Here is a 12,890-nt window from a genome sequence, read left to right on the forward strand (position 1 = left end):
CTGGGGGCTGGCGCCGCGGGTGCTCAGCGCCCGGGGTCGAGTTCGCGATGGCGGCGCAGCACGCTGCGCAGCAGCAGGCCGAACAGGACGGAGGCCAGGATCGTCGCCGCCACGCTGGCTTCCCAGAACCCGGCTACCGAGGGCTGCTCGGTGCGTGCGCCGACGTGGTAGGTCAGCCAGTAGCCGCCTGCCAGGCCGATGCCCCAGAAGCACACGGTGTGCAGCAGCATCGGCAGAAGGGTGATCTTGAAGCCGCGCAGTGCGTGGGCGGCGACGGTCTGAATGGCATCGCTGAGCTGGTAGATGCAGATGTAGAAGATGAGCCCGAGCGCAACCGCGCGAACCGCCGGATCGCTGGTGGAGAGGGCAATCACCGGCCCGCGCACCAGCCACAGCGCAATACCGATGGTGACTGCAAATGCGCAGGTGAGCCACAGGCTGACTCTCACCGTGGCACGTGCGCGCGCCCAGTCGCGCGCACCGGCTGCCTGGCCCACCAGCACCAGGGTGGCGATCGACATCGCCAGCGGAAGCATATAGACGAGGGCGGCGAGGTTGGCGACGACGCGGTGGCCCGCCACTGCATCGGCGCCGATGCGGGCGACGAAGAGCGCGATCAGGGTGAATGAGGTGATCTCGATGAAGGTCGACAGCCCCATCGGTACGCCCAGCCTGAGCAGGCTGCCGATTGCGCGCGCACGTGGCGGTTGCCAGCGCTCGAAGATGCGGTAGCGCCGGTAAATCGGCGTTCGCCACAGGTAGGCGAGTGCGCAGGCGAAGCCGAGCCAGCTTACGAGTGCGGTCGAGATGCCGCAGCCCAGGGCGCCGAGTGCGGGCAGTGGCCCGAGGCCATGGGTGAGGAACCACGCCAGCGGGATGTGCGTGCTGGTGGCGATGAAGCTGATCGCCATCAACACACGTGGCCGGCCGAGGGCGTTGATGAAGGCGTAGAAGGTGCGGTGCAGCAGCACCGCAGGCAGTCCGAAGGCGGTAGCCAGCATGTAGCTGCTCGCCGTGGCGGCAACGTCCGCAGGTACGCCCACGCGCGCGAGCAACGCCTCGGGGTGGGCGAGTAGCAAGGTTCCGGGTACGGCCAGCATCAGGGCCAGCCAGAAGCCCTGGTGCAGGGCGGGACCGATCTCGTCATGACGGTCGGCGCCGACATGGTGTGCGACCGTGGGCGCCACCGATTGCAGGATGCCGACCAGCAGCATCACCACCGAGATGTATAGCCCGCTACCGACTGCGACGGCGGCCAGGTCCTTGGTGCTGTAGTGGCCGGCGATGAGGGTGTCGGCCACCATCATGCTCATCGACAGCAGTTGCGCGACCAGCACGGGCCAGGCGTGGTGCAGCAGCTGTCTGCCGATGGCGAGCGCCCCCGGTACGCTCGGGGCAACCGGCGAAGGCTGCGCCGAAGGGGCTTCGGACGTGGCGCCGGCTACGGTCAATCTTCGGACGCCGCGTTGGGGAACAGGCGCGGACGCCAGTAGCGCCAGGCGAGAAACGCGAACAAGGCGCCCATGATGAGCCAGAAACCGACGCCTTGCCAGAATGCGATCGGATCGGTGGCGAGCAGGTAGTCGCGTGGTGGGCGGACGAAGTGGATGCGGCCACGCAGCACGGCCTGGATGGCCATCGCCGCTGCAGTGGCGGCGGGAGCGAACCACACGAACAACCCGGCGCCGACGATGAAGCGGTCGAGTGCGGGCGAGGGATGGCGACGCGGCTGGTAGACGCTATCGACGCCGAACCAGACGGCAAGCAGGAAGCCGATGGCGGCAGCGAGCGGTCCGAGGGCCATGGCAGCGCCGAGCAGGGTGGTCGCAGCCATGAAGGTGGGCCCTTCGAGTGTGGCGATTTCGGGCCACAAGCGATCGAGCTCGGAGAAGATCAGCCACGATGCGGGCAGAGCGACCAGACAAAGGAGCAGGCAGAACAGCGCACGTCTGCGGCTGCGATCGCCTGCCAGCACAGCATCCTGCGCATGATCGATGGCTCGTGAAGAGGAGGGGACGGTCGGGGTAGGGCTCGGCTGTTGGGGCTGGGGCATCGTCGGTTGTCGGTTTGTGCTCGCAGGATCCTGGATTGCAGTCTGAAGCACAGAAGATACTGGGGGGAGGGTAAAAAGGGGCAGGGGCAAAGTGTACTACGCCCGTCCCCGCCACTTGCCATCTCCTGCATGACATTGCCCGTTGTCGCGTTGCTCAGGCGAAATAACCATGCAGGAACCAGCCCCCGGGCGGGTCGAGCGCCTGGAAAATCCAGCACAGGGCTTGGCCCGTGTTGTTTGCGAGGTAGTAGTCGCGGTGCACCGGATGGTCGTCCCACCAGCCGCACTCGATGCGCTCGGCCTCGCTCAGCAGGACGTAGTCTGCGCGCTCGATGGGCTTTGGCTCCGGCAGCAGCCACAGCGGACGGACGTGCAGCCCCTTGTGTTCGCGTGCGAGCGGGGGCGCGTGTGCGCTGCAGGTGTATTGTGCGGGACTGCCGGCGCAGCTTGCATCGCCCTGGCGCCAGGCCGACTCCGGACGGTGGTCGGGCTGGGAGGCAAGCAGGTGGACGCTGGACTGGCCGAGACGGGCGCGCAGGCGGTCGAGCAGCAGGACGGCCTGCTCGCGCAGGGTGCCGACGTCATCGAACAGCACACCTGTGCGCGCAATGGCGGCCAGCGGACGATCGGCAATCAGCCTGAGGGCGCCGACGTCCGCCTCGAGTACCAGGCGGGCCAGTTGCTCACGCAGGATCGCCAGCAGGCCAGCGGTATCCCTGCAGGGCTGGCCGAGCACCAGTTCGAGCCTGCTGTGGGGGCGATGTGCATGCTCGAGGATCAGCTGGCAATGGTCGATGGCGGCGTGTCGCGCCTGCAGCCAGCCTTCCAGGCTGGCAAGCAGTCGGCGGGCGGCGAACAGCAAGGCCTCGCTGTGATGGGTGGGTGCCGGCAACTCGAGACCGTGGCTGAACGTATCTGCCGCTTCGAACCAGGGACGCGGGTCGGGCATCTCGCCGCGTGCGCGCGCCAGACAGTGGCGCACTGCCTGGGCGCCGCGGCGCGCCAGCCCGGCTGCAGGCAGGTCGCGGGCCTCGCCGAGGCTGTGCAGGCCAAGGCCGGCGAGCAGGGCCCGGGTGTCGGCGTCGCAAGCGGCTTCGTCCTCGAGAACGGACAGTGGCAGCTGGTCGATGGCCTGCAGCCAGTCCTCACCAGCGGGGTGCCCACAGCGGGCGAACCAGCGCGCGGCCAGGGGGGTGGGAGCAAGGCCGATGCGTGCATGAAAGCCAAGTGCGGCGAGGCCGCTGGCAACCTGGGTGGTGATGTCATGAGCGCTGCCGAACAAGCGCAGGCAGCTGGCGATCTCGAGTAGTACCGCATCCGGAGAGGACAGGCTTACGCGTGGGGTGAAACGTCCTGCCCAGCTTGCGATCTCGTTCAGCGCCTCGGCTTCGCGTCGTGGCATGCGTGCATGCAGGCGGAGCTCGGGCAACAGTGCGCTTGCGCTTGTTGCGTGCTGCCCGGGACGGATGCCGGCAGCCTGCGCGGATGCGCTGGCGGCGATCAGCGGCGCGCCAGGCTTGTCGGCGGTGATGGCGATGGCCGGTACGTCGCGCAGGCCACGGGTGAAGACCTGGAGCGGCAGGTCGGGCAGCAGGATGGCGAGCCAGAGCATGGCGAAAGGCGGAGCCCGTCAGCGGATCGGCAGCAGGAGCGGGCGTGCCAAGGGCGGGCCGCGACGCTTGAGGATATCGACCCGGAGCTGGCCGGCCGCGGGTGTCAGGCACAGGCGCAGCGCCGCAGGCGAGGACTGGCGGGCGGCAGCGAGGGGACGGAACAGGAACAAGGGTGTGGCGCCTGCCTCGGCCGCCAGTTGCAGTCGGCGCAGCGCCGTGTTGTTCGGCATGTGCAGCCAGGCGAGCACGGCTGCACAGCTGCCGGAGGCTGCTGCCTGGCGTGCAGCCCATACGGCATCTCTGGCTTGTGGCGGGCGAACCAGCAACAGCCGCGAGAGGGCGACGCCAGCGTCGGCGAGGGCGGGTGCATAGGGTAGCAAGGGCGGGGAGACCAGGGTGATCCAGCGCTCGGCAGGGGCGCCGCCGAGCAGCGGCAGCAGCAGGGATAACTCGCCCACGCCGGGCTGGTCGAGCAGCAGTTCGATCAGCGCACCAGCCGGCCAGCCACCCCCGGGCAGTTCACGATCGAGCGCGGCGAAACCGCTCGGATGGCAGGTGTCTGCATGGTCGGCAATCCGGCTGGCCTGCCAGACGCTGCCGGCGGGCAGGGCGTCGAGTAGGGCCGCCAGCGGCGCAGCAGAGGGGGCGTGGCGCAGGGATGCAGCCATTGGGAGCGATGCGGGCAGGACGGCACGATGAGACTAAAGCCGCTGGGTGACGAGGGCTCAGTGATCCTTGCGGATCAGGCCGACCATGACCCCTTCGATGACGAGTTCGTCGCGCCGGGTGTCCACCACGATGGGTGAGTAATCCGGGTTGGCGGGCAGCAGCTCGACCACTGCGCCCTTGCGCTGCAGGGTCTTGACGGTGACGTCATCCGCGACGCGGGCAACGACGATCTGTCCGTTGCGGGCCTCGCTGCTGCGGTGAACGGCGATCAGGTCGCCGTCGAGGATGCCGGCATCACGCATGCTCATGCCACGCACCCTCAGCAGGTAGTCGGCCTTGGGCGAGAACAGGGAGGCGTCGAGCTGATAGCGGGCCTCGACATGCTCGGCGGCAAGGATGGGGCTGCCTGCAGCCACTCGTCCGACCAGTGGCAGGCCGAGTGCTTCGGCCAGGCGGATGCCGCGGGCGCGGCCTTCCTCGAGCAGGATTGCGCCTTTGGCGGCCAGTGCGCGCAGGTGGGTTTCGGCCGCGTTGGGCGAGCGAAAGCCGAACGCGGTGCAGACTTCGGCGCGGGTGGGCGGGCGGCCTTCGGACTCGACGGTGCTGCGGATGAAGTCGAGGATTTCCTGCTGGCGTGCGGTAAGGGTTTCGTTGCGGGCAGACATGTCGGCCTCCATGAGCTGGCTGTAATTTTAAACAGTTGTGTGCCAATGGCAAGCATCACGGTCAACCGTGCGCCGACCCGCATCAATCCTGCGGTGTGCGATGTGCGCTCAGGGCACGAGCACGGCTGCGCCCTGAAGCTCGCCACGCCTGAGCCGTTCGAGCGCCAGGTTGGCATCTTCGAGCGCAAAACGGGTGATCTCGGTACGGACAGGTACGCGAGGGGCAAGCGCCAGAAAGGCGTCGCCATCGCTGCGGGTGAGGTTGGCTACCGACACGATGCGGCGCTCGCCCCACAGGATGTCGTAGGGAAAGGACGGAATGTCGCTCATGTGGATGCCCGCGCACACCACCGTGCCGCCCTTGGCCAGCGCACGCAGGGCGGCGGGTACGAGCTCGCCCGCAGGGGCGAAGATCAGCGCTGCATCGAGAGGGTGGGGCGGCTTGTCGGTAGCGCTACCGGCCCATGTCGCGCCGAGATGGTGCGCGAAGGCCTGGCTGGCGGTGTCGCCGACGCGCGTGAAGGCATACACCTCGCGGCCCTGCCAGCGTGCCACCTGGGCGATGATGTGGGCGGCTGCACCGAAGCCGTACAGCCCAATGCGCTGCGCTGCGCCGGCCAGGCCCAGCGCGCGGTAACCGATCAGGCCCGCGCACAGCAGCGGCGCGGCTTCGGCGGCATCGAGCGCATCGTCCAGCGCAAAGCAGTAGCGGGCGTCGGCCACGGTGTATTCGGCATAGCCGCCCTGGATCTGATAGCCGGTGAAACGCGCTTCGTCGCACAGGTTCTCGCGTGCGCTGGTGCAGAAATCGCACCGGCCGCAAGTCCAACCCAGCCAGGGTACGCCGATGCGCTGGCCGGGGGCCAAGCCGCTCACCCCCGTGCCGAGGGCGGCGACTCGTCCGACGATCTCGTGTCCGGGGATCATCGGCAGCAGCGGGTCGGGTAGTTCTCCGTCGACCAGGTGCAGGTCGGTGCGGCAGACTCCGCAGGCTTCGACCCGCAGCAGAACCTGCCCGTGTCCAGGTCGGGGCAGAGCGAGCGCCCGAGCGCGCAGAGGTTCGCCACTGCGCTCGAGCACCATGGCCCGCATGGTTGCGGGCAAGGCGACGAGAGGGCGTGGCGGTGGAGCCTCGGGGGCTGGGTTCTCGGGGTATGTGAATTCGGGCATGGGCCCCCTCTGTAGCCGTGCGGCAGATGATCGATTGCCGGCCCCGCGCCCATGCAATGATGCGCTGCGTCTTGAGCCCGGGCCGGATCTGGGCTATTGCTTCTCCATGGTGTCGGCAGGCGGCACCCCGAAGCGCGACAACAAGCCAGGGAGGAGCTCTCAGTGCTGAACCAATCGCAAGTCAACCTCCACGCCGGTAGTGCTGGCCGGGTGTCTCGGCTAGAATCCCCTCCACATCAGGGAGAACACATGCTGCAGAGCGGAGACATCGCCCCCGCGTTTTCACTGCCGGATGCCGACATGGAAATTTTCGACCTCGCGTCGCAGGTCGGCAAGCAGAATGTGGTGCTCTATTTCTATCCCCGTGACAACACGCCGGGTTGCACGCTCCAGGCCGCCGATTTCAGCGACCATGAGGACGAGTTTGCCCGCTACGACTGCATCGTGGTGGGCGTGAGCCCCGACGATTGTCTGACGCATGCCGAGTTCCGCGACAAGGAAGGCCTGTCGATTCGCCTGTTGTCGGATACGGACACCGAGGCTTGCCGGCTTTACAAGGTCTGGCAGGAGCGGGAAGTCGACGGAGTCAGGAAGATGGGTGTGCGGCGGTCGACCTTCATCATCGACAAGGCAGGCAGGGTCCGCCACGCACTCTACGATGTGATGCCTCGCGGCCATGCCGCCGCGGTTTTTGAATTGGTCAAGGAACTGGAATCCCGCAATGCAAAATGAGATCGTCAAGAACAGCGTCGTGACGCTGCAGTACACCGTGCGCGACCCGGACGGCGCCGTCATCGACGATGGCCAGCACCCGCTGGTCTATCTGCATGGCGGCTACGACGGCATCTTCCCGGTGCTCGAAGAGGCCCTGCACGGCAAGAAGGTTGGCGAAAAGCTGCAGGTCAAACTGCAGCCGGAAGACGCTTTCGGCGACTACGACGAAGAGCTGATCCTGGTCGAGGATGCCAAGCTGTTCCCCGATAACATCGAGATCGGCATGAGCTTCGAGCGTGTGTCCGAGGATGGCGAGGAGGACCTCGTCTATCGCATCACCGACATCGCCGACGGCAAGGTGGTGGTCGATGGCAACCATCCGCTCGCTGGGGTTGCGCTCGTGTTCGACGTCACGGTGGCCGAAGTCCGCGCCGCAAGCGCGGAGGAGATCAGCCACGGTCACGTGCATGGGGCCGGTGGTCATCACCACTGAGGATCGTGATCAGAGGGCCGCATCAGCGGCCCTTGTTTCGTGAACTGTCCGTAAGGTCTGCATGAGCCTTTCCGTATCCAGCGCCGCCGTCGCAGGCGCGTGCGCCAGCCACGGCGCGCCCCTGCTCGAGGTGACGGACCTGCGCGTGGCGATCGCGCGCGGCGACGACGAGATCCGCCCCGTCGATGGGGTGAGCTTTTCCATCCGCCAGGGTCAGACTTTCGCCCTGCTGGGCGAGTCGGGTTGCGGCAAGTCGATGACCGCACTGGCGCTGGCGCGCCTGTTGCCGGACACCGGGCAGATCTGCGGCGGCAGCGTACATCTCGCAGGCGAGGACGTGCTGGCCTTGCCCGAGGCCGCGATGCGGCGAGTGCGCGGCGGGCGCATCGGCATGATCTTCCAGGAACCGTCGACGAGCCTCAACCCGGTGATGACCGTCGGCGCACAGATCATGGAGGCGCTCGCCCGTCACTGCCCGCCGGGTGTGGTTTTGGCGGACGAGGCTTGCGGGCTGCTCGAGGCAGTCGGCATCCCTGATCCTGCACGCCGCCTCCGCGATTTCCCCTTCCAGTTTTCGGGCGGCATGAAGCAGCGCGTGATGATCGCCATCGCGCTTGCCGGCCGGCCTCAGCTGCTGATTGCCGACGAGCCGACGACGGCGCTGGATGTCACCATCCAGGCCCAGGTGCTCGATCTGCTGGTCGCGATCCAGCGTGCGCGCGGCATGGGCATGCTGCTCATCACTCATGACCTGGGTGTGGTCGCACGTGTGGCCCACACGGTGGGGGTGATGTACGCGGGCGAGATTGTCGAGACCGGCGCGCGCACGGACTTCTTTGCTGCGCCGCTGCATCCGTATTCGCGCAAGTTGTTTGCCGCCTTGCCGGGTGCCGACCGCCGCGGGGCCGCACTGGAGGCGCCCGAGGGCAGCGTGCCCGGGCTGGACAGGGTGTTCCAGGGCTGCCGCTTCGCCGAGCGTTGCCCGATGGCCTTCGATCGCTGCGACGAGGAGGCGCCGGGTTGGCACAGGCTCGGCGAGCAGGCGGTGCGCTGCCATCTGTACGAGGGCGTCAGCGTGCCGCGGCCGTTCGTGCCCGCACAGGCGTTGACCGCGGTCGCCGAGGGCGCGCGCAGCCGGCAGCCGGTGCTGGAGATTCGCGATCTCTCGGTCCATTTCCCCGTGCGCAAGGGTGTGCTCAAGCGCAAGGTCGCCGAACTGAAGGCCGTCGATGGTCTGAGCTTGCGCCTGTATGCCGGCCGTACGCTTGCCCTCGTCGGCGAGTCTGGCTGTGGCAAGACGACCGTCGGCAAGGCCGCCCTGCGGCTGGTCGAGGCCACGGCCGGCGAGTTCCTGCTCGATGGCGAGAACATTACCGCCTTGCCGGAGCAGGCCTTGCACCCTTTGCGCCGCGCAGTGCAGATGGTATTCCAGGACCCCTTTGCCTCTCTCAATCCGCGCATGCGGGTCGGTGACATCATCGAGGAAGGCATGAATGCGCTCGCGCTCGGTGGCGACCCGCGCCAGCGCCGGAAACAGGTGGATGGCCTGCTCGAACGCGTTGGCCTGGATCCCGACATGCGCTGGCGCTACCCGCACGAGTTTTCCGGCGGCCAGCGCCAGCGCATTGCGGTGGCACGTGCGCTGGCGGTGGCGCCCAGGGTGCTGATCTGCGATGAGCCGACCAGCGCGCTCGATGTATCGGTGCAGGCACAGTTGCTGAACCTGATGCGTGAGCTGCAGCGTGAGCACGGCCTGGCCTATCTTTTCATCACTCATAACCTGGCGGTGGTGGAGTACCTCGCCGACGAGGTGGCGGTGATGTACCTCGGTCGTATCGTCGAGGAGGGACCGGTCGAGCGCGTGCTGTCGGCGCCCACCCATCCTTACACCCGCAGCCTGATGGCCGCGGTTCCACGCATCGATGCCGAAAGCGCGGAAGACAGCGGCGCTGACACTGCAACGGCAGCGCTCGACCTGCCATCCCCGCTTGCGCCGCCGGCAGGCTGTCATTTCCACCCGCGCTGCGCACATGCCACCGATGTCTGCCGGCTGAGCTATCCCCAGGTGACCGAGATGTCGCAGGGCCACCGCGTGCGCTGCCATTGGCCCCGCTTCGGCGCCTGATCAGCGCGTGCGGCTGCCGGAGCGGGGGGTGGTGCTGGCGCGCGGACGGTTCGGAGTGGACTTGAGTTGTGGCTGACCTGCACCGGCAGGTTTGAGCTTCAAGCCCTGGCGGCTGGGGGCGGCATTGGCAAAAGGCAGCAGCGCGCTGACCTCGAGTGCGCCCTCGGGCTCCACCCCGTCGGGTACGAGAAGGGCATGACCCGGACGTGGGGTGGCACCGGCGGCAAGGCCGTTGAGGCGTCGCAGCTGGGCTGGCGTGAGGCCATGCTGGCGTGCGAGCGCATCGATCGACTCCCCCGCGCGCACGGTGTGCATGCGCCAGCCCTTGCCGCTGCGTTCGAGTTCGGCCAGGCCTTCCTCTAGGCGCTCTGCACGGTCGGTGGGGACGATGAAGGTCTGCCCCGGCGTGGTGATCGCCGGGCGATTGAAACCGGGGTTCAGGGCCAGGAACTCGTCCAGTGGCATGTCGGAGAGGCGGGCGGCGGTAGCCAGGTCCACACCGACGGGGGCGTCGACGGTGACGAAGTGGAGCTCGTTGGCAACGTAAGGCAGCTCGAAATGGAACAGCTCGGGCTCGTTGACGATGTTCTTGATCGCCTGCAGCTTCGGGATGTAGTTGCGCGTTTCCTCAGGCATGCGCAGGTGGGTGTACTCGAGGGGAAGACCGTCTTCGGCGTTGCGCTTGAGTGCGCGTTGTACAGAGCCTTCCCCCCAGTTGTACGAGGCCAGGGCGAGGTGCCAGTCGCCGTGCATCTCGTAGATGCGTTGAAGGTAGTCGAGCGCGGCGTTGGTCGATGCGATCACGTCGCGGCGCTCATCGACCCATTGATCCTGGGTGAGGTTGAAGTAACGCCCCGTGGAGGGAATGAACTGCCACAGGCCGGAGGCGTGGGCCGATGAGTAGGCCATCGGGTTGAAGCTGCTCTCGACCATAGGCAGCAGGGCGATCTCGGTCGGCATGCCGCGGCGCTCGAGCTCGTCGACGATGTAGTACAGATAGCGCCCGCCGCGGCCGAAGACCTGCTTGAGAAAGCCCGGTCGGTTCAGGTAGAAGGCTTGCTGGTCCATCACCCGAGGGCTGTCCAGGTCCGGCATGCCGAAGCCGCGCCTGATCCTGTCCCAGATGTCATTGGCGTCGCGGGTGAGGTCGAGCGTCAGCACGCGCTCGACCACGATCTCGTCCTCGATCTGAGCCGCAGCATCGTCCTGGGCAGCGGGAATGGCCTGAACCGGCGCATCCGTGGGCGGGTGCTGCTGTGCCAGGGGGGCTTGGCAGAAGGCCGCAAGCACGGTGGCCATCAGGATGCGGCGGGTTTGCGCGCCGGGGGCTGCAGGGCACAGGCGAGGGGAACGGGGCATGGGCGTGGCCTGCGGCTCAGAAATTGTCCTTCCATGCCCGCAGTGCCGCCAGGCAGGCGGTGCTGTCCACCGGCCGTTGCCCGCTCTGCGCAGTCACGGCATCGATGACCCCGGGGATATGAGGGCGCAGGAAGGGGTTGATGTCGCGCTCGAGGCCGATGGTCGATGGCAGCGTGGGTTCGCCACGCGCCCTGAGCGTCTCGCAGCGTTGCTGGTAGGCGTCCCTGGCCGGGTTGGAAGGCTCTGCCGCACGCGCAAAGGCGAGGTTGGACAAAGTGTATTCGTGCGTGCAATAGACACGAGTGTCTGCGGGGAGGGCGGCAAAGCGGGCCAGCGCTTCGGCAAGCTGCGCCGGCGAACCTTCGAACAGCCGGCCACAGCCCGCTGAGAATAGCGTATCGCCACAGAACAGCAGCCCGGGCGAGGCCTGATCGGCCAGGAATGCGATGTGTCCGGCCGTGTGGGCCGGGACCTCCATGACGCGAAGGCTGATGCCCGGCTGTGCAAGGCGGACAATGTCGCCTTCGCTTACTGGATGGCTCACGCCGTCGATCGCCTCGTTCGCCGGACCATACGTCGGTACCGGCCAACGGCTGAGCAATGCGGCCAGGCCTCCGATGTGATCGGGGTGGTGGTGGGTGATCAGGATCGCGGACAGCGATAGCTGCAGTCGCTCGAGCGCCTCCACGACCGGTTGGGCATCGCCAGGGTCGACCACTACGGCGTGCCGTTCGTCGTGCAACAACCAGATGTAGTTATCGCGAAAGGCTGGAAGAGGGATAATGTTCATCCCCCGAATTTTGAGGACCTGAGTGGCGATGTCAATGCTCGACCTCAAGGATTGGCTGCACACCCCCCAGGGGCACTACCTTCTGACTTGGGAGCAGGACGTCCTGGACAGCATGGTCGCGGACATCTTCGGCTACAACGCTGTCCAGATCGGCCTGCCCGGTTTTGACCTGCTGCGGGCCAATCGCATGCCGCATCGTTTTACCTGTGCACGTGCCCCCGGCGGCGATGCGATGGCAAACGAATTCGAACTGCCATTCGCGTCGGCAAGCGTGGATCTTGTGCTGTTGCCGCACGTGCTCGAATTCTCTGCTCACCCGCATCGGGTTCTGCGCGAGGTCGAGCGTGTGCTTGTCGCCGAAGGCAGCGTGGTGATTAGCGGCCTGAGTCCGTTGAGCCTGTGGGGTGTGCGCCGCCTGCTCGCAGGACGTGGGTCGAAACCGCCCTGGTGCGGGCAGTACCGCACGGTAATGCGGATCCGTGACTGGATGAGTCTGCTCGGTTTCGAGGTGCAGGGCAGCCGTTTCGGTTGCCACGCGCCGCCGGTGAGCAGCGAGCGCTGGCTGCAGCGCTGGCAGTTCCTGGACCGGGCGGGGGCGCGGTGGTGGCCGGTGCTGGGCGCCGCCTATCTATTGCACGGGGTGAAGCGGGTGCAGGGAATGCGCCTGATCACGCCTCACTGGCGCGAGCGCAAGTCGGCTTCTAAACGATTGTCTCCGGTCGCTCAGCGCGATGCCGGAGCGAGGACAACGCAGTAATGGAAGAAGTGGATATCTACACGGACGGGGCCTGCAGCGGCAATCCGGGGCCAGGCGGCTGGGGCGCAATCCTGCGCGCTGGCGCGCATGAGAAGGAACTGTGGGGCGGCGAGCCCGCCACCACCAATAACCGGATGGAACTACTCGCAGTGATCCGGGCGCTCGAGGCGCTCAAGCGCCCGGTATCGGCCCGCGTGCATACAGACAGCCAGTATGTGCAGAAGGGCATCTCCGAGTGGATCCACGGCTGGAAGGCGCGCGGCTGGAAGACGGCATCGAAGGAGCCGGTCAAGAATGCGGACCTCTGGCGGGCGCTTGACGAGGCCGCTGCCCGCCATCAGGTGAAGTGGCTCTGGGTGCGCGGACACTCCGGCCACCCGGAGAACGAACGCGCCGATGCGCTGGCGCGCCAAGGCGTGGATGCCGTGCGCAAGGCGGGCGGGGCCGTGCACGGCTGACGCCCCCCTTCATCGACAACTCAT

General features: G+C 67.2%; 13 protein-coding genes. 5 read left to right on the forward strand and 8 right to left on the reverse strand.

All coding sequences use genetic code 11. The features are described 5' to 3' along the window. Positions 1–23 precede the first annotated feature (23 nt). The 6 genes from LQF09_RS10290 to LQF09_RS10315 form a co-directional block, all read right to left on the reverse strand. Positions 24–1,451 (reverse strand): MATE family efflux transporter, encoded by a 1,428-nt coding sequence (locus LQF09_RS10290; RefSeq protein WP_002929870.1) that lies wholly within the window; start codon positions 1,449–1,451, stop codon positions 24–26. Further along, positions 1,448–1,975 (reverse strand): hypothetical protein, encoded by a 528-nt coding sequence (locus LQF09_RS10295; protein ID WP_002929872.1) that lies wholly within the window; start codon positions 1,973–1,975, stop codon positions 1,448–1,450. The genes LQF09_RS10290 and LQF09_RS10295 overlap by 4 nt, the downstream gene beginning before the upstream one ends. A 232-nt stretch (positions 1,976–2,207) precedes the next feature. After that, positions 2,208–3,665, reverse strand: a complete 1,458-nt coding sequence (locus LQF09_RS10300) for a Y-family DNA polymerase (RefSeq protein WP_270067916.1) — start codon at positions 3,663–3,665, stop codon at positions 2,208–2,210. Between the two features lie 18 nt (positions 3,666–3,683). Then, a complete protein-coding gene (imuA, locus tag LQF09_RS10305) occupies positions 3,684–4,334 on the reverse strand; it encodes a translesion DNA synthesis-associated protein ImuA (protein ID WP_270067917.1) in 651 nt (216 codons plus the stop codon). A gap of 57 nt (positions 4,335–4,391) precedes the next feature. Beyond that, positions 4,392–5,000, reverse strand: coding sequence for a transcriptional repressor LexA (gene lexA / locus LQF09_RS10310; RefSeq protein ID WP_270067918.1), 609 nt, complete (start codon positions 4,998–5,000; stop codon positions 4,392–4,394). 108 nt (positions 5,001–5,108) lie between these two features. After that, positions 5,109–6,170 carry a zinc-dependent alcohol dehydrogenase family protein gene (locus LQF09_RS10315; protein WP_232431611.1) on the reverse strand — a complete coding sequence of 354 codons (1,062 nt, stop codon included), beginning with the start codon at positions 6,168–6,170 and terminating at the stop codon, positions 5,109–5,111. A gap of 249 nt (positions 6,171–6,419) precedes the next feature. Here LQF09_RS10315 and LQF09_RS10320 point away from each other — a divergent pair, with 249 nt between their 5' ends. The 3 genes from LQF09_RS10320 to LQF09_RS10330 all read left to right on the forward strand — a co-directional run bounded on the left by LQF09_RS10320 (position 6,420) and on the right by LQF09_RS10330 (position 9,502). Further along, the gene (locus LQF09_RS10320) at positions 6,420–6,902 is read left to right on the forward strand and encodes a peroxiredoxin (protein WP_002929883.1); all 483 of its coding nucleotides are present in this window, start codon (positions 6,420–6,422) and stop codon (positions 6,900–6,902) included. Continuing rightward, positions 6,892–7,377: an FKBP-type peptidyl-prolyl cis-trans isomerase gene (locus tag LQF09_RS10325; protein ID WP_002929884.1), complete on the forward strand. Its 486-nt coding sequence runs from the start codon at positions 6,892–6,894 to the stop codon at positions 7,375–7,377. Before LQF09_RS10320 ends, LQF09_RS10325 begins: the two co-directional genes overlap by 11 nt. A 61-nt stretch (positions 7,378–7,438) precedes the next feature. Beyond that, a complete protein-coding gene (locus LQF09_RS10330; RefSeq protein ID WP_270067919.1) occupies positions 7,439–9,502 on the forward strand; it encodes an ABC transporter ATP-binding protein in 2,064 nt (687 codons plus the stop codon). Here LQF09_RS10330 and LQF09_RS10335 read toward each other — a convergent pair whose 3' ends face one another. Both LQF09_RS10335 and gloB read right to left on the reverse strand, forming a co-directional pair. Continuing rightward, a complete protein-coding gene (locus LQF09_RS10335) occupies positions 9,503–10,801 on the reverse strand; it encodes a transglycosylase SLT domain-containing protein (protein ID WP_002929886.1) in 1,299 nt (432 codons plus the stop codon). A gap of 76 nt (positions 10,802–10,877) precedes the next feature. Continuing rightward, positions 10,878–11,651 (reverse strand): hydroxyacylglutathione hydrolase, encoded by a 774-nt coding sequence (gloB, locus tag LQF09_RS10340; protein ID WP_270067920.1) that lies wholly within the window; start codon positions 11,649–11,651, stop codon positions 10,878–10,880. A gap of 28 nt (positions 11,652–11,679) precedes the next feature. Between gloB and LQF09_RS10345 the strand changes: the two genes are divergently transcribed. Together LQF09_RS10345 and rnhA are read left to right on the forward strand one after the other, a co-directional pair. Next, positions 11,680–12,408 carry a class I SAM-dependent methyltransferase gene (locus LQF09_RS10345; RefSeq protein ID WP_002929893.1) on the forward strand — a complete coding sequence of 243 codons (729 nt, stop codon included), beginning with the start codon at positions 11,680–11,682 and terminating at the stop codon, positions 12,406–12,408. Then, complete coding sequence (gene rnhA, locus LQF09_RS10350) at positions 12,408–12,866, forward strand: ribonuclease HI (protein ID WP_002929896.1); 459 nt, start codon at positions 12,408–12,410, stop codon at positions 12,864–12,866. Before LQF09_RS10345 ends, rnhA begins: the two co-directional genes overlap by 1 nt. Positions 12,867–12,890: the final 24 nt, after the last annotated feature.

Origin of the sequence: Thauera sp. WB-2, assembly GCF_027594845.1 — a bacterium.
Classification (GTDB): Bacteria; Pseudomonadota; Gammaproteobacteria; order Burkholderiales; family Rhodocyclaceae; genus Thauera; species Thauera mechernichensis.